Source organism: Hyphomonas oceanitis (genome assembly GCF_036964545.1).
Classification (GTDB): domain Bacteria; phylum Pseudomonadota; class Alphaproteobacteria; order Caulobacterales; family Hyphomonadaceae; genus Hyphomonas; species Hyphomonas oceanitis.
The window spans coordinates 449,155-467,509 of record NZ_JBALTL010000002.1 but is presented as its reverse complement, the minus strand read 5'-3'; the positions used below and the strand labels follow the sequence as shown (position 1 = coordinate 467,509).

General features: G+C 61.3%; 18 protein-coding genes. 6 read left to right on the top strand and 12 right to left on the bottom strand.

Going from position 1 to position 18,355, the window contains the following annotated elements:
- Positions 1-16 precede the first annotated feature (16 nt).
- From V7651_RS07190 to rpmI, 5 genes are all read right to left on the bottom strand, one after another.
- Complete coding sequence (locus tag V7651_RS07190) at positions 17-871, bottom strand: ion transporter (protein WP_051624588.1); 855 nt, start codon at positions 869-871, stop codon at positions 17-19.
- A gap of 33 nt (positions 872-904) precedes the next feature.
- Positions 905-3,298 carry a phenylalanine--tRNA ligase subunit beta gene (gene pheT / locus V7651_RS07185; RefSeq protein WP_335612730.1) on the bottom strand — a complete coding sequence of 798 codons (2,394 nt, stop codon included), beginning with the start codon at positions 3,296-3,298 and terminating at the stop codon, positions 905-907.
- Positions 3,298-4,374 (bottom strand): phenylalanine--tRNA ligase subunit alpha, encoded by a 1,077-nt coding sequence (gene pheS, locus V7651_RS07180; RefSeq protein WP_335612729.1) that lies wholly within the window; start codon positions 4,372-4,374, stop codon positions 3,298-3,300. The genes pheT and pheS overlap by 1 nt, the downstream gene beginning before the upstream one ends.
- Positions 4,375-4,499: 125 nt before the next feature.
- Entirely contained in the window at positions 4,500-4,862 is a 363-nt protein-coding gene (gene rplT / locus V7651_RS07175) for a 50S ribosomal protein L20 (protein ID WP_035536848.1), read from the bottom strand.
- Between the two features lie 42 nt (positions 4,863-4,904).
- Positions 4,905-5,108: a 50S ribosomal protein L35 gene (gene rpmI / locus V7651_RS07170; protein ID WP_034741433.1), complete on the bottom strand. Its 204-nt coding sequence runs from the start codon at positions 5,106-5,108 to the stop codon at positions 4,905-4,907.
- Positions 5,109-5,780: 672 nt separating this feature from the next.
- On the opposite strand from rpmI, the gene V7651_RS07165 reads away from it, so the two are divergent.
- The 3 genes from V7651_RS07165 to V7651_RS07155 are packed head-to-tail and all read left to right on the top strand — an operon-like array spanning position 5,781 to position 7,533.
- Positions 5,781-6,584, top strand: coding sequence for a TIGR04255 family protein (locus V7651_RS07165; RefSeq protein ID WP_335612728.1), 804 nt, complete (start codon positions 5,781-5,783; stop codon positions 6,582-6,584).
- Positions 6,581-7,078 (top strand): hypothetical protein, encoded by a 498-nt coding sequence (locus V7651_RS07160; RefSeq protein WP_335612727.1) that lies wholly within the window; start codon positions 6,581-6,583, stop codon positions 7,076-7,078. Before V7651_RS07165 ends, V7651_RS07160 begins: the two co-directional genes overlap by 4 nt.
- A gap of 11 nt (positions 7,079-7,089) precedes the next feature.
- Entirely contained in the window at positions 7,090-7,533 is a 444-nt protein-coding gene (locus V7651_RS07155; protein ID WP_335612726.1) for a hypothetical protein, read from the top strand.
- 66 nt (positions 7,534-7,599) lie between these two features.
- Here V7651_RS07155 and V7651_RS07150 read toward each other — a convergent pair whose 3' ends face one another.
- From V7651_RS07150 to V7651_RS07135, 4 genes are all read right to left on the bottom strand, one after another.
- Complete coding sequence (locus V7651_RS07150; protein WP_335612725.1) at positions 7,600-7,965, bottom strand: I78 family peptidase inhibitor; 366 nt, start codon at positions 7,963-7,965, stop codon at positions 7,600-7,602.
- Positions 7,962-8,501, bottom strand: a complete 540-nt coding sequence (gene infC, locus V7651_RS07145) for a translation initiation factor IF-3 (protein WP_035536844.1) — start codon at positions 8,499-8,501, stop codon at positions 7,962-7,964. The genes V7651_RS07150 and infC overlap by 4 nt, the downstream gene beginning before the upstream one ends.
- Positions 8,502-8,598: 97 nt before the next feature.
- Complete coding sequence (locus V7651_RS07140) at positions 8,599-9,636, bottom strand: glycosyltransferase family 9 protein (RefSeq protein WP_335612724.1); 1,038 nt, start codon at positions 9,634-9,636, stop codon at positions 8,599-8,601.
- 17 nt (positions 9,637-9,653) lie between these two features.
- Positions 9,654-10,814 (bottom strand): glycosyltransferase family 4 protein, encoded by a 1,161-nt coding sequence (locus V7651_RS07135; protein ID WP_335612723.1) that lies wholly within the window; start codon positions 10,812-10,814, stop codon positions 9,654-9,656.
- Between the two features lie 58 nt (positions 10,815-10,872).
- On the opposite strand from V7651_RS07135, the gene V7651_RS07130 reads away from it, so the two are divergent.
- Positions 10,873-11,628, top strand: coding sequence for an alpha/beta hydrolase (locus V7651_RS07130; protein WP_335612722.1), 756 nt, complete (start codon positions 10,873-10,875; stop codon positions 11,626-11,628).
- Here V7651_RS07130 and V7651_RS07125 read toward each other — a convergent pair.
- Complete coding sequence (locus V7651_RS07125) at positions 11,625-13,361, bottom strand: tetratricopeptide repeat protein (protein WP_335612721.1); 1,737 nt, start codon at positions 13,359-13,361, stop codon at positions 11,625-11,627. The two genes, V7651_RS07130 and V7651_RS07125, sit on opposite strands and share 4 nt — an antisense overlap.
- A 405-nt stretch (positions 13,362-13,766) precedes the next feature.
- Between V7651_RS07125 and V7651_RS07120 the strand changes: the two genes are divergently transcribed.
- A complete protein-coding gene (locus V7651_RS07120; RefSeq protein ID WP_335612720.1) occupies positions 13,767-15,416 on the top strand; it encodes a diguanylate cyclase in 1,650 nt (549 codons plus the stop codon).
- On the opposite strand, the gene V7651_RS07115 is transcribed toward V7651_RS07120, so the two are convergent.
- Positions 15,406-16,260 (bottom strand): SDR family oxidoreductase, encoded by an 855-nt coding sequence (locus V7651_RS07115; RefSeq protein ID WP_335612719.1) that lies wholly within the window; start codon positions 16,258-16,260, stop codon positions 15,406-15,408. The genes V7651_RS07120 and V7651_RS07115 overlap by 11 nt on opposite strands.
- A 61-nt stretch (positions 16,261-16,321) precedes the next feature.
- Between V7651_RS07115 and V7651_RS07110 the strand changes: the two genes are divergently transcribed.
- Positions 16,322-16,996, top strand: coding sequence for a tetratricopeptide repeat protein (locus V7651_RS07110; protein WP_335612718.1), 675 nt, complete (start codon positions 16,322-16,324; stop codon positions 16,994-16,996).
- On the opposite strand, the gene V7651_RS07105 is transcribed toward V7651_RS07110, so the two are convergent.
- Positions 16,984-18,348, bottom strand: coding sequence for a leucyl aminopeptidase family protein (locus V7651_RS07105; RefSeq protein ID WP_335612717.1), 1,365 nt, complete (start codon positions 18,346-18,348; stop codon positions 16,984-16,986). The genes V7651_RS07110 and V7651_RS07105 overlap by 13 nt on opposite strands.
- Positions 18,349-18,355 lie beyond the last annotated feature (7 nt).

Genomic DNA, 18,355 nt, shown 5'->3' with positions numbered 1-18,355 from the left:
GCAGTCTCTTGTCGTGTCAGCGGTCTTCCGGATCAGGCGTGATCCCGGCCGCTTCTTCCGCTACCTCAACCCTGTGCTCCAGTTTTGCAAGTTCCCGCTCGCGCAACTCGTCGGAAAACGCACTCGCGAACACACCTGCAGGCAGCGCCACCACACCAATCCCCGCCAGCGCAATCACAGAGGCAAAGGCCCGCCCCAGCGGCGTCACCGGGTACACATCGCCATAGCCCACGGTCGTCAGCGTCGCGATGGCCCACCAGATCGCCCGCGGGATCGACTGGAACGTCTCCTGCTGCTTGCCGCCCACACCTTCAATGAAATAGAGCGCCACTGCCGAGACATAGACCAGCGCCAGTGCCATCGCGAGCGTCGTCAGGAGTTGCGACCCCGCCCGCCGCACCGCTGCGCCCAGCACGTCAAAGGCCGGCACGAACCGCGCCAGCTTGATCAGCCGGAACAGCCGGAACACACGCAGCGCCACCAGCGGCACGCCGCCGCCAAGGATCATCACGATCAATTCCGGCAGGAAGGCCAGCAAGTCCGCGATCGAATAGAACCGCGTCATGTAACGCAGATGCCCGGCGAAGCCGGAATATTCCTCTTTCAGGCCATGGATATAGACGCGCACCACATATTCCACGGCAAACACGGTCACGACAAATACGTTGAATGCATGGAAAGCCGCTCGCCATTCAGGCTGCGCGGTCAGGGTCGGTTCGGTCTCAAGCGCCAGCGTCAGAAAGCTCAGCAGCACAATTGCGATGATCAGCCAGTTTACACGCGAAATACCATGTTCGCGCGCCTCCGGCACAAGCTCCATATAGAGCTTGTGGCGAAAGCCCTGCTGAACAGCAATCTGATGCACTACCATCGACAGGGTCCCCTTCCCGTAAATGCAGTCTGATTAGCCTCTTAGCACGCCCCCCGCGCCTTTGGCGACAGAGGCGACAACCTTGTCCATCAGGCCCTGGATGTCTTCGTCCGTCATCTTCTCGCGCGGCTGGATCGTCACCTCGAAGGCGACAGACTTCTTTCCCTCGGGCACGCCCGTGCCCTGATAGATGTCGAACACATCGGCCGAAACGATCAGCTGCTTGTCGGCGCCGGTCGCGTGCTTCACGAGATCGGCTGCCGGAACGGCGTCATCGACAAGGAAAGCAAAGTCGCGGCGGATCGGCGTCAGGTCAGCGCGTTGCAGCACGGGCTTGGTCTTGGTCGACTTCACCTTCATCTGCGGCAGCGCATTGAGGTTCAGCTCAAACCCGAACATCGGCCCGTCCACGCCCAGCGCCTTCAGCACGCCCGGATGCACCGCGCCGAAATGGCCAACCGTCACCTTCGGCCCCAGCTTCAGGCAGGCCGCCTGCCCCGGATGCCAGTGCGGCTGCGTCGGCGTGCCCACCTGGAACCGCTCGCCCGGCTGGCCGAGCGCTTCGAGAATGGCGAACAGGTCCGCCTTGGCGGCAAAGGAATCATAAGCCGCGGGCTTGCCCTGCCAGTGGCGCTGCACCGCCGGCCGCACGATACCGGTCGCCACGGTGCGCTGGTCCTTCGGGCCATCGCCCAGATAGACCGGGCCCACTTCGAACAGGCGCGCGCCCGGCTCGCCATGATTGGCCGCCTTCTGCGCGGCTGCCGCAAGGTTGCCGATGATCGACGGGCGCATGTAATTGAGTTCGCTCGCGACAGGGTTCGCCACGGCCAGCGCCGGATCATGCTTGGCAAACAGCGCCGCATCATCCTTCGCCATGAAGCTCCACGTCACCGCTTCAAGGAAACCCCGCGCCGCCAGCACACGCCGCGACACGCGCACGCGCTCCTGGATCGGCGTCGTGATCGCGCGGCGACCGCCAGCAGGTTCCGGCAGCGACGTCACTGGCAGCGAGTCATAGCCGATCAGCCGGGCAATCTCTTCCACAATGTCTGCCGACTGCTCCATGTCGAACCGGTGGCTCGGCGGGAGCAGATACCAGGCGTCGCCCGCGTCCTCGATATCGAACTCAAGGTCCTTCAGGATACGGCGCATCTCCGGCAGCTTGACCACGAGGCCCGTCAGGCGCTCAACATCCGCCGGATAGAACGTCACCTTCTTGATGCGCGCATCAATCGATCCGGCCACATTGGCCTTCGAGGCCGTGCCGCCGCCATGCTCAAGGATCAGCGCCAGCGCCATGTTCAGCCCGTCGACACAGCTCTGCGGGTCAACCCCCCGCTCATACCGGTAGCGCGCATCGGAATGAATGCCCGTCGCGCGGCCCGTGCGCGCCGTCGTCAGCGGATCAAACCACGCGCTCTCGATGAACACGTCCGTCGTCTCTGCCGATACCGCCGTCGAGGCACCGCCCATCACGCCGCCAAGGCCGATCACGCCGCTTGCATCGGCAATCACGCACATGTCCGGCGTCACCTTGTAGGTCTTGCCGTCCAGCGCATCGAGCGTTTCGCCATCCTTGCCGCGCCGCGCCACAATCGTGCTGCGCAGCTTGGCCGCATCATAGACGTGCAGCGGACGCGCCTGGTCCAGCGAGATATAATTGGTCACGTCCACCAGTAGCGATTTCGGCTGGATACCCACGGCCTTAAGCCGCACCTGCATCCAGTCCGGCGACGGACCATTCGTCACGCCGCGCACCAGTGCGCCCGCAAACATCGGGCACACCTCAGGCGCTTCCAGCTTGATCTCCACCGGGCAGTCGAAACTGCCTGCAACCTTCTTCACGTCGGTGCGGATGAAACGTCCCGCGCCAGCCGCTGCCAGATCGCGCGCAATGCCCTGCACGCCCAGCCAGTCCGGCCGGTTCGGCGTCACTTCAAAATCGATCACCGGGTCTGTCAGGCCGAGGGCCTTTGCCGCTGGCGTGCCCATCGGGATCGACTCGTCGAGGTCGGCAATGCCGTCATGGTCCTCACCCGCTTCCAGTTCCTTGGTCGAGCACATCATGCCCTGGCTCTCGACGCCGCGAATGGCGCGCGGCTTCTTGTCGAGCGCAAATTCAAGCCCCGGAATATACGCGCCCAGCGGCGCATAGATCGCCGTCATGCCGGCCCGCGCATTCGGCGCGCCACACACGATCTGCTTCATGCCGTCAACGGTTTCCACCTGGCACACGCGCAGCTTGTCGGCATCCGGATGCGGCACGGCCTCGATCACCTTGCACACGGTGAAGGGCGCGAGCTTCGCTGCCGGGTCGATAACCTCCTCGACCTCCAGCCCCGCCTTCAGCATCAGCGCCAGAATCTCGTCAAGCCCGGCTTTCGTCGCCAGGTGATCGGTTAGCCAGGAAAGGGTGAACTTCATCAGCTGAGCCCTCCGCTGACCGACGGTGTCGTCCACGGCGCAAAGCCGTAATGGCGCGTCCATTGCGGGTCGGCCTCAAAGTAAGGTCGCAGGTCCGGCATGCCGTATTTCAGCATGGCGAGGCGATCAACGCCCATGCCGAAGGCAAAGCCCTGATGCGTCGCCGGGTCCAGTCCGCAATTGCGCAGCACATTCGGATGCACCATGCCGCAGCCCAGCACTTCCAGCCAGTCAGTGCCCTTGCCCACTTCAACCGTGCCGCCTTCGCGCAGGCATTGCACGTCCATTTCGGCCGATGGCTCAGTGAACGGGAAGAAGTGCGGACGGAAGCGCGACACGACATTGTCCACTTCAAAGAAGGCCTTCACGAAATCGATCAGACAGCCCTTGAGGTGGCCCATATGGATGCCCTCCTCGATCACCAGGCCTTCGACCTGGTGGAACATCGGCGTATGCGTCGCATCCCAGTCATTGCGGTAAACGCGGCCCGGTACGAGAATCCGGATCGGCGGCTTCTCGCTCATCATGGTGCGGATCTGCACAGGGCTCGTATGCGTGCGCAGCACTTTCGGCGTGCCGCCTTCGGGCGCGTCGAGGAAGAACGTATCATGCGTCTCGCGCGCCGGGTGACCTTCAGGGAAGTTCAGCGCCGTGAAATTGTGCCAGTCGTCCTCGATGTCCGGGCCCTCGGCCACGGTGAAACCCATGTCGCCGAAGATCGCCGCGATCTCCTCGAACACCTGCATCACCGGGTGCAGCGTGCCGGCTTTCGGGCCGGGCGCGGGTGGCAGCGTCAGGTCGACCTTCTCAGTCGCGAGCTGCGCTTCCAGCGCCTCGCCTTCCAGCGCCGCCTTGCGCGCGCGAACGGCCTCGTCGACAGTCACTTTCAGCGCGTTCAGCTTCGGCCCGTTTTCCTTGCGCTCTTCCGGGCTCATCTTGCCCAGCGCGCCCATCAGGCCGGAGACGCGGCCCTTCTTGCCCAGTTCGGCCACGCGCACGGCGTCCAGCGCATCGAGGCTCGTCGCCGCGGCAATCGCCGCAAGGGCCTCTTTCTCTATCGTTTTGATATCAGACAAGGTTACAGCCTCTCTTGCGATTCAGCGCGCTTTCTAGTCGCTTCGGGTCAACATGCAAACGCCCAAAGGAAAAGCCCGGCTTTGGGGGCCGGGCTCTCCTGTATTGCAGCAACGTGGTGTGCAGCCTAGGCGAGCGCGGCTTTCGCCTGCTTGACCAGTGCAGCAAACGCTTCCGGCTCGCGGATCGCGATGTCGGACATGACTTTACGGTCGACTTCGATGCCGGCCTTGGTCAGGCCGTCGATGAAGCGGCTATATGTGAGTTCGTCGTCATGGATGCGGACAGCGGCGTTGATGCGCTGGATCCAGAGCGAGCGGAACGTACGCTTTTTGACCTTGCGGCCGACATAGGCGTACTGGCCGGCTTTCCAGACAGCTGCGTTCGCGTTCGAGAACGTGTTCTTCGAACGGTTGCGGAAGCCTTTGGCCTGCTTGATGATTTTCTTGTGGCGAGCGTGCGCTGGCACTTTGTTACGTGAACGGGGCATGGTGGCCTCCTAAGTCAAGATCGGGGGAAAAACGGGAAAAGCCTACAGGCCGTACGGCAGGAACTTCTTCATGACGCGCGCGACATCAGCACTCGAAGCGACTTTCGTGCCCCGGTTCTGGCGGATGTACTTGGCATTATGGCTCATCAGACGGTGGCGTTTACCCACGACACCGTGCTTCAGCTTACCCGTAGCGGTGATCTTGAACCGCTTTGCAGCGGCTTTCTTGGTCTTCATCTTCGGCATTTCTTGTCTCCTTATATGAGCTCTCACCCTTGGGCGGCCCTTGGTCGTTCATGAGCAGAGGGGCATGCCGTTCGCCCGCACCGCTCGGAAGAGGCGGCTTATGACGGATCAGGAACAGAGAATCAAGGGGCCAGATGCCCGATTCAGCAGGCGATTTGCGCCGGAAACGGGGGAAAGCACAGCCTGCCTCCCCGTCCCGGCGCCAATTACCCCGCCAGATCCCCGAAAAGCTGTCCGACCGCACCCCCGGCGGGGCCATGATGTCCCTGTCATGACAGCTGGTTTCCCCAGGCAGCTGTCATGGGGGCGACAAGCCTCGGCAAGCGGAGGGAAACAGGGTTCGCGACCCAGTGTTTTCCTGTGTCATCTTCATAATGCGATGCGGCCCTCTTCCCTCCGCCCGCCACAAAAAGAAAAACCGGAGGGACAAACGGCCCGTCCGGCTTTCGGTGCAGGCAGTAGATTTCGGAAGGAGGATAAGTATTTGATTAGAGAATGCCGGACATAGCAAGTGTCATCACAATCACCCCATTTTAGTCGACAACAAGCCACAGCGAGTTTAATGCGTGGAAATTGTTTTGCTGCGAAAAACGCGCATCGTGGATAATCATAAAGGTTCCCCGCGATTCTTTTATTTGTACAACGCAGCCGCGTCTGGAGAACAAACTGAAAATGAATAGACCTGTTCATTTGCCTGAGTTCGGCACGCCACCTCTTGATGAATTAGTGCTTGGCGTTCAATTCTCGCCGGTCCCGGGTTACTCTTCAATTTATTCTGGAGAAATATGGGAGCTGTTCAAAGAAGACTTTCCTCACGTTGAAGAACACCCGGCCTTAGAACCTCAGTTCGAAACATTTGGCGGCCATAATGCGCGACCTGGTTTTCAGTTTAGTTTTGGCCCTGCACCAACAAACAGCAGAATGTGGTTTGCTTCGGAAGAACAGAATGATCTCATTCAATTCCAATCTGATCGACTTCTTCATAATTGGAGAAGAGGCCCAAACGGGATGGCCTATCCTCGGTTTGAACCGATCGAGCAAATGTACTTATGCAATCTAGAGAAGATACGTGATTTTTTCAGGCGCCGTTTTTCGCATGAATTGGAGATCACTCAAGCCGAAATCGGGTATGTTAACCTTATTAGAGTCGATGATTTCTCGGAGATTGGAAAGTGGTTCTCGATCTGGAAAGCCTCACAGTTGAACATTGAGGGCCTAACCACCACATTTATGGAAGTGGTTAAAGACAACGATCAAAGAGCAATTGCACGGCTACATCACATTCTGCAATCCGTTCTCACTATTGACGGCAAGCACAAAGCATACAAGCTTGAATTGACTTTTAGAGGGTTACCTAAAGATAAGAGTATCGACGGTACAATTGAGTTTATTCGAAAAGGCCGCGAAAAGATCGTTACGCGCTTTACAGAACTGACCACTGACTATGCGCATCAGGCGTGGGAAAGATTGAAATGACCCTTCATGGCCAACTAGGAGCCGTTTTCCAGCGGACCGTACCAACGGTATCGAATGGAAACGTATATGCTGGCGGATTCAGTCGACAAAGACTCCTGATATCTCCCGACAATTCGGCTTGGTACAACGCATTGAATGCCAAGTTTGATGAATTGACCTCCCTTCAAAGGGGGTGGGATGGATACTCTGGTCTTCCAGTTTCATTTTCTTGCGCGAAGTTCGCAGCGAATATTCTTAATCGCCTCTGCGTAGATAATATTTGCCCGCCAAGTCTTGTGCCAGGAAGCGATGGGACGCTTCAGATCGAATGGCATATGAATCAGTACGATGTTGAAATCGACGTTTTGGGAGCCCAAAATGTGGTAGCGACGCGATATGATCTCCTCAGTGAGATTGAAGAGACTGTTGAGCTTCAGAATGACTTTACAATCATCTCGTCCTGGATCGACGATCTAGCCAAAGACCGACGCGACGAAGTTCGTGGCGCTGCTTAGACTATTGATTCATGGTGCCATACGACGAGCCTGAGATCCAACCTGAAGATCGCATCATCAGGCGGATCAATCCGGATCAGCATGTTATACGGGATGAGAACCGAGGAGTGTCGAGAGTTTCATCGAAGGCATTTTCGCCATCAAGCGGGCCGAACGGCGGGATGTCGGTAGATATACTAGCGCTTATAGATAAAGCTGGAGTAGATGCTGCAGAATTCGTTACAACACCGATTTTTACCGGGTCTGTTTCGTTCCCAGCAAAAGCCGCAAGAGACGCCGCCCTAATGATCGGATATGATCCGATTGAGGGCACCGCAGAGTTTCCCGAAAATCCATACCATGGCGAAGTGTGGGGGTCGGCAAGACCAAATAAATTCACAAACCCTCAAAAGAAGGCAATTCAGTCTGCCTCTGAGTGGTTTGTTGAGATTCCCGGCGTCGCGGTAAACGACTGATCCAAACAAAAAAGCCGGAAGGCCCATGACCATCCGGCTTTTGAATCTAGCGGTTTAGCGACGAACTCACCCGCACTTCAGGCTGAGCACCAGCCCTTCGGCATCGGTCAGCACGTTCAGGCGCGTCGGCACATAGTCCATCGTCACCTGATCGTCAGGGCCGACGACGCGGGTGTTCTCGGGCATTTCAGCCTCGGGAATCTCGCTGGCCTGCTGGCCCACATAGGTTTCCAGTGCGGCCATGCCGCACGTGTCATCCGTTGTGTCGATCGGGTTCATTTCCGGTTGCACCGCCGTGTCGGTCTCGGTCGCAGCCTCCGGCGTTTCGGCCGGCGCAGGCTCTGCTGCTTCGGGCGCGGTTTCCGGTGCAGGCGCCGAACAGGCCCCTGCCATCAGGGCCAGGCCCAGGATCAGTCCAGCACGCATCTTCATCGCGGCGCCAGAACCATCGTCATTTGACGGCCTTCCAGCTTGGGTTCGGTTTCGACTTTCGTGGTCTCTTCGAACTGGATCTTCACGCGTTCAAGCAATTGCATGCCGAGATGCTGGTGAGCCATTTCGCGGCCACGGAAGCGAAGGGTCACCTTCACCTTGTCGCCATCGTCGAAGAAACGCTGCATCGCGCGCGCTTTGACTTCATAGTCATGCGTGTCGATGTTCGGGCGCATCTTGATCTCTTTGAGTTCGCTGGAGCGCTGCTTCTTCTTGGCAGCAGCCTTCTTCTTGCGCTCTTCAAAGCGGAGTTTGCCATAGTCGAGAATCTTCACGACCGGGACTTCCTGATCGGGGGACACTTCAACAAGGTCCATGCTCGCCTCGCGCGCCGCATCAAGGGCTGCTGCAAGGGGCATCACGCCCTGTTTTTCACCGTTCTCATCAATGAGTAGAACCTTGGCGGCGCGAATATCTTCATTGGTGCGCGGGCCGGTCTGTTTCGGCGGGGCGTCGGCGTCTGGTCTGCGAGCTATGGCCTGTCTCCTTTGTGGCTGTTCATAGGCTTGGTGAATATGCCATTCGTTGGCCTAATCATCAAGCCGCGTCGGTTGTTCCCAATTTTCTTTCAAGTCAAGCAGGCAACAGCCCAAGCGCCCGAACTGACTGCCAGACATCGTCGACGCTCAGCTCTTTCAGCGTAGGCGCCGAATTGATGATCACCGGCTGTTTCGGCCCGCGCGGCGCGGCATGGTCCGGGTTGCTCTCGGTCAGCGCGAACAGGGCAATGCCCGGCGCGCCGGCCAGCGTCGCCATATGCATCGGCCCGGTATCATTGCCGACCACGAACAGCGCCTTCTCGGCCAGCGTCACGATCTGGAACAGGTCTGTCCGCGTCACCAGGCTCTTCGCCCTTGGCTCGCGCCGCACGATCTCATGCGCCAGCGGGCCCTCCGCCTTGCCGCCGATAATCACCGGCTGGATGCCCGCATCGGCCACCCGCGAGGCGAGTTCGGCATAATTCTCTTCCGGCCAGCGCTTGGCCTCCCGGTGGGCCGAGGCGCCGGGGATCAGCAGCATGTAGGGCTCTTCCAGCGAGAAATAGGCCGGCTGCAGACGCGGCGTGTCGCCCAGTTTGTGGCGCACCCATGAAAGGTCCGGGAAGGGCGCGCTCGTGCCCAGCCAACGGCCCTCCGGCGGCACGCCCGCCACCTCCAACTGCTCCGCCAGCCGGTCAATCGAGTGCATCTTTCCGCGCTCGGCATTGTCGTGGAAGAAGGCGGCCTTCTCATGATGGCCCGACCAGAGCGGCGTCTTGCCCGACCGGCTCAGCGCCGTGAAATAGTTCTTGGTGCGTCCGCTGGTCTGGAAATCATAGATAATGTCATAATCGGCCTTGCGGATGCGCTGGATCAGCGCCGCCGTGGCCTTCATGCCCTCGGGTCGGCCATCGGTCTCGACCCGGTCCACATAGGGACAGATCTTGCCAAATTCCTCGAAGAAAGGCGTCGTCAGCAGGGTAATGCGCGCCGAAGGGTGCGTTTCGCGCACAGCTTTCATCGCCCCCAGCGACAGCACGAAGTCGCCGAGCGCGCTCAGCTTGATGATCAGCACTTCCTTTGCGCTGGCGCCCGGGTTCACCGGGCTCATCGTGGTCTCGGTCCTGGCCATGTCTGCGGTATAAATCCCTACTCCAACAACCGCTTATAGACATTAAGCGTCGCGGCCTGAAGCCCCCGCTTGGAGAAATGCGCCCTGACATGCGCCTGACCGGCTTTTCCCATGCCTGCGCGGGCACTCGGCCCCACATCCAAAAGGGCCCGTATGGCCCCCGCCAGCGCGGCCGGATTGCCCGGTTCCACCCGCGCCCCGGTCTCGCCCTCGATCACCGTTTCGCGCCCGCCGCCATGGTCAGCCACGATCACCGGCCGCCCCATGGCCGAGGCCTCAGCCGCCACCCGCCCGAAGGCTTCCGGCCTGATGGACGGCGTCATCACGATATCCGAAGCGAGGCACGCCGCCGCCATGTCGCGCTCGTGCTCGGCCAGCAGCACCGTGCCGCCCAGCTTGTGCTCAAGGATCGCATCCTCCAGCCGCGTCACATAATTCGCCCTGCCCTGCGGATCGCCCGCCAGCACCAGAACCAGCTTCCGCAGCTCGTCGACCGACATCAGGCCCAGCGCCTTGATCGCCACCAGCTGGCCCTTCCACTCGGTCAGGCGCCCCGGCAGGAACAGCGTCACGCGCTTGTCGCCCGCAATGCCCCAGCGCCCCCGCACCGCCTCGATGCGGGCGGGCGCCACCTGGGCCGGATCGAACACGCCAAGGTCCACACCGCGCGGAATGGTGACGATCCTGGCCCTGTCCAGCCCGTGCACATCATGCACATGCGCCGCGATCCAGTTGGAATTGGCAATCACGAGATCGCCCTTGGCCATCACGGAATTATAGCGCCGCTTCAGGCCGCTCGTGCCCGAATAGGCGCCATGATAGGTCGTCACAAACGGCAGGCCCGTCGCCTGCGCCGCCCAATACGCGCTCCAGGCCGGTGCCCGCGACCGCGCATGCACAAGGCTCACGCCCTCGCGCGCGATCAGGCTCTTCAGCTTGCCCTCGTTCATTTTCAGCACCAGCGGGTTCTTCGATTTCGCATCCATCCGGAACAGCTCGCCGCCCAGCGCCGCAAACTCCTCCTCCAGCCGCCCACCCTTGCTCGCCAGCAGCGCCCGGCCGCCCGCCGCCACAATCGCCTCGGTCACTTCCAGCACGGTGCGTTCCACGCCGCCAGCCGAGAGTTCGGGCGCCACCTGAAGGATGGTCTTGCCGCTGAGATCCGGAAAATCGTCCAAAGCTGCTCTCGTCCCTCGCTCGCTTGACAGGGGAGACAGATGGCGGAACGGAGAGGTAATGACAACGTCCTATTTCACCGGCCCCAACGGCCACCGCCTCGCCTTTCGCCGCAGCAACGCCAGCACGGGCGATCTCACCTTTGTCTGGATGTGCGGCTTCAAGTCCGACATGACCGGCACCAAAGTGGTGCGTCTCGAAGACTGGGCGAATCAGGCGGGCCACGGCTTCCTCGCCTTCGATTATTCCGGGCATGGCCAGTCCGAAGGCGCCTTCGAAGACGGCACGGTCAGCCAGTGGCGCGCCGACGCCCTCGCCGCCATCGACGCCCAGACAGACGGCCCGCTCGTCCTCGTCGGCTCCAGCATGGGCGGCTGGATGGCGCTGCTCTCGGCCCTCGCCCGCCCGGAACGCGTCAAAGGCCTCGTCCTGATCGCCCCGGCGCCGGACTTTACCGAAAAGCTGATGTGGCCCGAATTCTCCCCCGAGGCGCAGGCCGAGATCATGGAGACCGGCCAGACACTGCGCCCGTCAGACTATGACGAACCCTATATCATCACCCGCGCGCTGATCGAGGATGGCCGCCAGTGGCAGATCCTCGACAAGCCCATCGCCTTTGACGGCCCCGTTCGCATCCTCCAGGGCATGGAAGACAAGGACGTGCCATGGACCCACGCCGCCCGCCTCGTCGACGCGATGACCGCGACTGACCTCACCATCACCCTCATCAAGGATGGCGACCACCGCCTCAGCCGCGAGCAGGATATCGCCCGCCTGCTCGACACCTGCACCGAGATCGCCCGCACCCTCGCCTAGAGGCGCGAGCCGTCCAGCGTCACGTCCGAATTACGCCAGACAATGTCGAACATGGGCTTCATCATCGCCGCTTCTTCGGTCTTGCCCTGCTTCTCCAGCGCCTTCATCAGGCCGGACATCGACCAGCCATTGTGCGGGTACTCTTCAAGGTCTTTCCGGTAGACGGCCTCCGCCTCACCATACTGGCCCGCCGCGATCAGCGCCTCACCCAGCGATTGCCGCGTCGGGTAATACCAGAAAGGCGGCTCCATATAGGGCAGTGAGTCCTGCGCTTCCACGGCGGCGGTGAAATGCGTGATCGCCTCATCATGCTTGCCATCTGCGCTGGCAATCTCGCCCTGCAACAGCTCGTCGGCAATGGTCATCAGTGTGCTGGCCGGATAATCCGCCGTATCCATGAAACTGATCTGCACACTGCCCGTCAGCGCCGCCAGCGCCTCACGCTCGGCCGTGGCTGCTGCGACATCGCCGCTCCGCGCCGCTGCAACGCCGCGCGCGTAATGCCAGATCGCATTCGAGTAATCGAGCGTCTCCGGCGGCTGCTCCGCCTCCAGTATCGTGTCCCACTGGCCGAACTGCACCAGCGACAATAGCGGGATCGTCTTGAAGAACTCGATCGTCGGGAATTCCTCGATCTGCTCCATGCGCACATTGTCGGCTACCTTTTGCCCGGCACTGATCGCCATGTCCTGCTGGCCAGACATGCTGGCCGCCGCCCACAGGAAGTGGATATTGTGCGGATAATAGAGCGCCGGATAAAAGCCCTGCGCATTGCACTGCGCAATATAGTCCTCGTCCACTTTGGCCGCCGTAACATTGGCCTTGGCCGCATCATCATAGCGCCCGACGCGCCAATAGATATGCGCCGGCATATGCACCAGATGGCCTGATCCGGGCACGAGGCCCGCCAGCCGGTCCGCCTCATCCTCGGCCCGCCCCGGATTGGCCGAGGCTTCCACCGCATGAATATAAAGGTGCAGCGCCAGAGGATGCTCCGGCGCATTGGCGATAATGTCCTCCAGCGCGCTGATCACTTTCACCGTCTCCGGCTTTGGCGCGCCGTCAGCCGACCAATAGTCCCACGGCATCGTGTTCATCCACGCCTCGGCATACATGGCCTCGGCATCATAATCGTCCGGATGATCCATCACATACTGTCCCATCGCCTCGGCATAGGCGACATCCAGCGGTTCGCGCGAGGTCGACGGGTCGCCATTATAGCGCGCGGCCATCGCCTCAATCAGCGCCTGCTCAGCAGGCGTTGCACTATCCTTCAGCTCCAGCGCCTTGTTGATCGCGGCAAAGGCCGCCACCCGGTCGGCATCAGACATCACGGCCTTGCCCTTGCTGGTGACATTGATGTTCGGGCCCGTGGCCATCGCCTCGCCCCAGAAACACATGGCACATTCCGGGTCGAGCTTTTGCCCCGCCTTGAACGAGCGGATGCTCTCGGCGTGATTAAAGCCAAAAGCCAGCACCATGCCCTGATCGAAATATTTCTGCGCGTCCGCGCTGGACGTGGATATCTCGCGGTGGAAGTCACCCATGCCCTCGAACAGCGGCGCGCCCGCCGTGGCGGCCACGTCCATCTTTTCCGTTTCAGGCGGTGTGGCGGCCAGTTCAGATGTCGGTTCCATGGCCAGGCCATCTGCGGCGTGCCCTGAAGTCTTGAAATGGCTGCAGCCGGTCAATGCGATGGCGCTGACCGCCATTGTGAAAATGCGGTATTTCATTGCTCGTCCCCTCATCACCGGGGCTTGCCAGCCAGACGGCCACCTGCCCCCTTCTGTTAATAATCCCCCTTAGCACGAATTGCCTCGCAAGTGACCCCTCTTAATTGCGCCGGCCTTTCAACCCCCAGACTACAGGCGCTCAACCAGCGAAAGACGGGCCGCAGAAAGCCCTCCTTAACAATCTGTGTACGCTCTTCTGTAAATCTGATGCCCCGCCCTAAGCATAAATATCGCTTTCTCTGTCATAAGCCCTGGCAGTAGTTTGAAACATCGGGCGGACATACCTTGCGGGGCGACTTTCTAAATTTTGTGGGCCGATTTGTCAGCCTTCTCATCGTCGTATGGGTTTCACTGACATTCCCCTCCGATGCACAGGCCATTGACGTGGGTCGTATGGACGGCCGCATGAATATCAGCCGGCATGCGACGGTTGCCAGGGATGTGCCGGCCGCCATCACGATGGCAGACATCCTCAGCCCGACCAGTGAGATTGCTTTCGTCAAAAACCACGCGGATGCTTTCCAGGCGAGCAGCCGGAAGGGCGACGTCTGGATGCGCATGCAATTACGCAATTCCGGCGTGACCGACATGCATGGCGACCTTGTCGTCCGCTTTCCTTATCTCCAGCGTGTCGATGCTTATCTTCTTGACACGGAGGGATACACTCGAACAGGCACGGCCGGTTCGGGTGTGGCTCTTTCCGGCATTGCCTTGCCCGCCCCCTTCCCGACTTTCGAAATTGATGTTCCGGCCGGACAAACCCGCACAGTCTATATACGTGCGAGTGGCGGCCCGATGGTGGTCATGCCGGTCTGGTTTCACACCAGCGCCGACTATCAGTCATGGTTTCAGGGCTCGGTCGGCATCTTCGCGCTTCTGATGGGTATCGCCTGCACATTTACGTTCTACGCCTGGTCCATCGCCCGCAAATCCGACACGCCAGCCTATCGACTCTATTTCTGGTTCTGCGTCACGGCCATCACCTATGTGATCTTCTCGACCGGCATGGGCAAATCGCTGTTCTGGCCGCAATCGAATGTCAGCACGATAACGCTCGTCTACATCCTTCAGGGCGCCGTCACGGCCTTCGGCGCCGTGTTCATCTCCAACTTCCTGGATATCCGTCGTCGCTGGCCATCCTTCTACATCGTGATCAACGGACTTATTGCGCTGTGCGTGCTCAGCAGCATCGGTGGCTTTTTCCCGAGCCTCCTGTCGCGCGCCGTATACATGATCTGCTCGGGCATCGGCCCCATCGTCGTACTGGTCGGTGTGTGGGTCATGCATCGCCGCGGCGCGCCCGGTGCCGGCGCCGTCCTGATCGGCTGGGCTCCGCTGATCATGGCCACGGTCTGGCTCTATCTCCGCCTGTTCGAGATCACGCCCTATTTCGAGATCAACCATTATATCGTGCCGCTGGGCCTCTGCTTCACCGTGTTCCAGTTCAGCTGGGCAATCAGTAACCGCGTCAAGGATGCCGAAGCCAGCGCCGCAACCGATCCGCTCACCGGTCTTTCCAACCGCCGCGACCTCGACACCACCCTCGCCGCCCTCACGCGCAGCAACACACCGGCCTGCACGGCAGTCCTCGCGATTGATCTTGACGGCTTCAAGGCCATCAATGACACGCATGGCCACGATGCCGGAGACCTTGTGCTCCAGGTCATTGCCAGCCGCCTGAAAAATGTCGGCGCAGGCCGGGCAAAGCCCTTCCGCACCGGCGGCGACGAATTCCTTATCGTCTATTCCAATCGTGATGCGCGCGCCGATATCCAGCAATTCGGCGCCCAGTGCATCACGGTCATCAATCGCCCCATCGCCTACCGGGGAACCCTGCTGAGTGTCGGCGCAAGTGTCGGCGTTGCCTTCATCGACGATCATGTGGATTTCCGGGAAAGCATCTCCCGCGCCGATGCGGCCCTCTATGCCGCCAAGCGCGAAGGCAAAGGCGTCGTGCGCCTGTTTGACCAGCGCCAGTCGCCGGTCGGTCAGCCATCCGCCGTCCAGCCGCCCCTCGGTCAGCCGGGCTTCCGCCCTGTCGTGGTCAACGGCTAGGGCTGGCCTGTTCGGCGGCCAGCACGGCGGCGAGCCCTTCCCTGTAGGATGGATAGTCCGGCCGCCAGCCCAAAGCCGCCTTGGCCCGCGCGTTGGAGACACGCTTGCACTCGGCATAGAAGCTGCGCGCCATCGCGCTCATGTCGGTTTCATCGAGCGGCGTCTCGGGCGGCGGTTCAATCCCCAGCAGGCCGGCGGCGAAGGCGGTCACATCCTGCGGCGGCGCCGCGAGGTCGTCGCACAGGTGGAACACGCCCCTTGCCTCTGGCCGCAGCATCAGCGCTTCCAGCCCGCTCGCAATGTCATCGACATGAACCCGGCTGAACACCTGTCCCGGCTTCACAACACGTGTCGCCGTGCCATTCCGCAGTTTCTCGAACGGTGACCGGCCGGGACCATAGATGCCCGGCAGCCGCACCACGCGCACCGCGCCATCTGTCGCCTCGCGCCACTGCGTCTCCGCCAGCACACGCTGCTTCGATCTTTGCGACCCCGGATTGACCGGGCTCCACTCCATCGCCCAGCCGCCGCCAAGGTCGCCATAGACGCCCGTCGTCGAAAGGTAGGTCACCGATGCCGCCTGCCCGGCGAGATGCCCCGCCACGCGCGCCGCCGGGCAGCCGTCCGCGTCCGGGGGCAGCGTGATCAGCCAGTGCGCGCCCTCGGGGGGCACCATTTGGTCCTTACCGTCCCATTGAATAACCTCTAAGCGGTCCGGGAATGGTCCGGGAATGGTCCGGGAAGTCCCCATGACGTCCCAGCCCCGCGCCACCAGGCGCTCGCCCAGTGCCCGCGCCGAATAGCCCAGTCCAAAGACAAAAAGCAGTGATGGCGGAACTGTCATTTGCGCTCGGCCTCCCAGTCATGACTATAGACCTCACTACAGGTCCCGGAGCTTCTTATCCATGTCTATCCTTGCCGCCACGGCGATCTCAATCGCCATGCTGCAGAATGTCAGCACTGATTTCGCCCAGCGCGAAGCCACCCGCCTCGACGCCTGCATCGCCCGCATCGATGTCGATGCTGAAGAGGCCTACGAAGACGCTCTCGCCTGGAGTTTTGAAGGCAACCGGCCCGGTGCCCGCCAGTGCGTTGCCCTCGCCCTGATTGCCCTTGGCCAGGAGGCTGAAGGTGCAGCAAGGCTTGAAGAACTGGCCAATGCGACCGATAGCGGCACAATGGAACAGCGCGCCCTTTACCTCACGCAAGCCGGCAATGCCTGGCTCGTCGCCGGCGCCCCCGAAGCGGCTATCGTGACGCTGACAAATGCCCTCAAGATCATGCCCGACGAGCCCGATCTCCTCGTCGACCGCGCCAGTGCACAAATCATGCTCCAAAAATGGCCTGAAGCCATCAAGGATCTCGACAGGGCGCTGGAAGCCCTGCCCGGCCTTGCCGCCGCCCACCAGCTGCGCGCTGAAGCCCGCCTCAACATGAACGACCTCCAGCCGGCCCTCGCCGACGTGAAGGCCGCCATGGCCGCCGAGCCCGATAATATCGACACACTGGTCCTGCGCGGCCGCATCCGCGAGGCCATCCGCCTCGCAGATGTGAAGATCATTGCGCCTCAGACCGAATAGCGGTCCTGCAGCATTTGCCACACAGCGCGCAGGCCGCACGCAGCCCCGCCCTCGGGCCGTCCATACTTGCCCAGCCGCCACGCCCAGACATCGAGGTGCGTCCAGCTCTTCGCATCGACGAACTGTTTCAGGAACAATGCGGCCGTGATCGAGCCTGCGAACCGGCCACCTGAATTGACGAGATCGGCAATCGGGCTTTTCAGATCAGAGAGATAAGGATCCCAGAGCGGCATGCGCCAGACAGGGTCACCAGACATGGCAGACCCGGCCTGAATGGCCCCCGCCATATCCTCATCATCCGTATAGAACGGCGCAAGATCGGCTCCCAGCGCCACGCGGGCCGCGCCGGTCAGCGTAGCAAAATCAATCAGCACGTCCGGCTCGAACTCACAGGCCCGCGCCAGCGCATCGGCGAGGATCAGGCGCCCTTCCGCGTCCGTATTGTCGATCTCCACGGTCAGGCCCTTGCGGCTGGCAAGGATATCACCCGGCCGGAAGGCATCCCCGGCCACGGCATTCTCGACCGATGGCACATAGAGCTTCAGGTGCACCGGCAGCTTCGCGCTCATGATCAGCTGCGAGAGCGCGATGACATGCGCGGCGCCGCCCATGTCCTTTTTCATGATCCGCATGCCGCTGCCCGGCTTGATATCGAGGCCGCCGGAATCGAACGTCACGCCCTTGCCGACCAGCGCCAGGCTCGGATGCGACGGGTCACCCCATTCCAGTTCCATGAAGCGCGGCGCATAGACAGCAGCCCGGCCCACCGCGTGCACCAGCGGATAATTCTCTTCCAGCAGGTCATCGCCCACGATGGTCGTTAGCTTCGCGCCGAATTTCTCGGCAATACCGGCGATGGTCGCGTCGACATCCTGCGGGCCCATGTCGGCTGCAGGCGTGTTGACGAGGTCGCGCAGCAGGGCGCAGGCATCGGCCTCGCGCGACAGGGCGTCGGCATCAGCGCTCACAGGAATGACCAGACGTGGTGGCTTGGCCTTGTCCTTCAGGTAGCGATCAAAACGGTAGGCCCCATCGGCCCAACCGGCTGCAATATGGGCGAAGGCCATTCCGCCATCCCCGGCAATGGCATAGGCCCCTTCGGGAAGTTTCGCGGAGATGGCCGCAACGGCCAGCGCATCCTGTCCCTTGCCGATGCCCGCCAGCACATGGCTCAGCGTGCCATCTTCGCCCGCCTGGTACACGACCTGCCCCGCCGCACCGGTAAACCCCTGCCCCTTGGCCAGCGCACGGGCGCCGGGAAAAGGATCATCTTTCAGACTGTCGAATCCCGATGGCGTGAACAGGTAGATTGCGGCCGCGTTGGCCCCTTCAGCGGTGAAACTCTTGTGCATTTACGTG

What these genes read in the sequence shown, in the direction of transcription:
- V7651_RS07190 (WP_051624588.1), bottom strand. Translation starts at nt 871, where the DNA reads ATGGTAGTGCATCAGATTGCTGTTCAGCAGGGCTTTCGCCACAAGCTC.
- pheT (WP_335612730.1), bottom strand. Translation starts at nt 3,298, where the DNA reads ATGAAGTTCACCCTTTCCTGGCTAACCGATCACCTGGCGACGAAAGCC.
- rplT (WP_035536848.1), bottom strand. Translation starts at nt 4,862, where the DNA reads ATGCCCCGTTCACGTAACAAAGTGCCAGCGCACGCTCGCCACAAGAAA.
- rpmI (WP_034741433.1), bottom strand. Translation starts at nt 5,108, where the DNA reads ATGCCGAAGATGAAGACCAAGAAAGCCGCTGCAAAGCGGTTCAAGATC.
- V7651_RS07165 (WP_335612728.1), top strand. Translation starts at nt 5,781, where the DNA reads ATGAATAGACCTGTTCATTTGCCTGAGTTCGGCACGCCACCTCTTGAT.
- V7651_RS07160 (WP_335612727.1), top strand. Translation starts at nt 6,581, where the DNA reads ATGACCCTTCATGGCCAACTAGGAGCCGTTTTCCAGCGGACCGTACCA.
- V7651_RS07155 (WP_335612726.1), top strand. Translation starts at nt 7,090, where the DNA reads ATGGTGCCATACGACGAGCCTGAGATCCAACCTGAAGATCGCATCATC.
- V7651_RS07150 (WP_335612725.1), bottom strand. Translation starts at nt 7,965, where the DNA reads ATGAAGATGCGTGCTGGACTGATCCTGGGCCTGGCCCTGATGGCAGGG.
- V7651_RS07140 (WP_335612724.1), bottom strand. Translation starts at nt 9,636, where the DNA reads ATGGCCAGGACCGAGACCACGATGAGCCCGGTGAACCCGGGCGCCAGC.
- V7651_RS07130 (WP_335612722.1), top strand. Translation starts at nt 10,873, where the DNA reads ATGACAACGTCCTATTTCACCGGCCCCAACGGCCACCGCCTCGCCTTT.
- V7651_RS07125 (WP_335612721.1), bottom strand. Translation starts at nt 13,361, where the DNA reads ATGAAATACCGCATTTTCACAATGGCGGTCAGCGCCATCGCATTGACC.
- V7651_RS07120 (WP_335612720.1), top strand. Translation starts at nt 13,767, where the DNA reads ATGAATATCAGCCGGCATGCGACGGTTGCCAGGGATGTGCCGGCCGCC.
- V7651_RS07115 (WP_335612719.1), bottom strand. Translation starts at nt 16,260, where the DNA reads ATGACAGTTCCGCCATCACTGCTTTTTGTCTTTGGACTGGGCTATTCG.
- V7651_RS07110 (WP_335612718.1), top strand. Translation starts at nt 16,322, where the DNA reads ATGTCTATCCTTGCCGCCACGGCGATCTCAATCGCCATGCTGCAGAAT.
- V7651_RS07105 (WP_335612717.1), bottom strand. Translation starts at nt 18,348, where the DNA reads ATGCACAAGAGTTTCACCGCTGAAGGGGCCAACGCGGCCGCAATCTAC.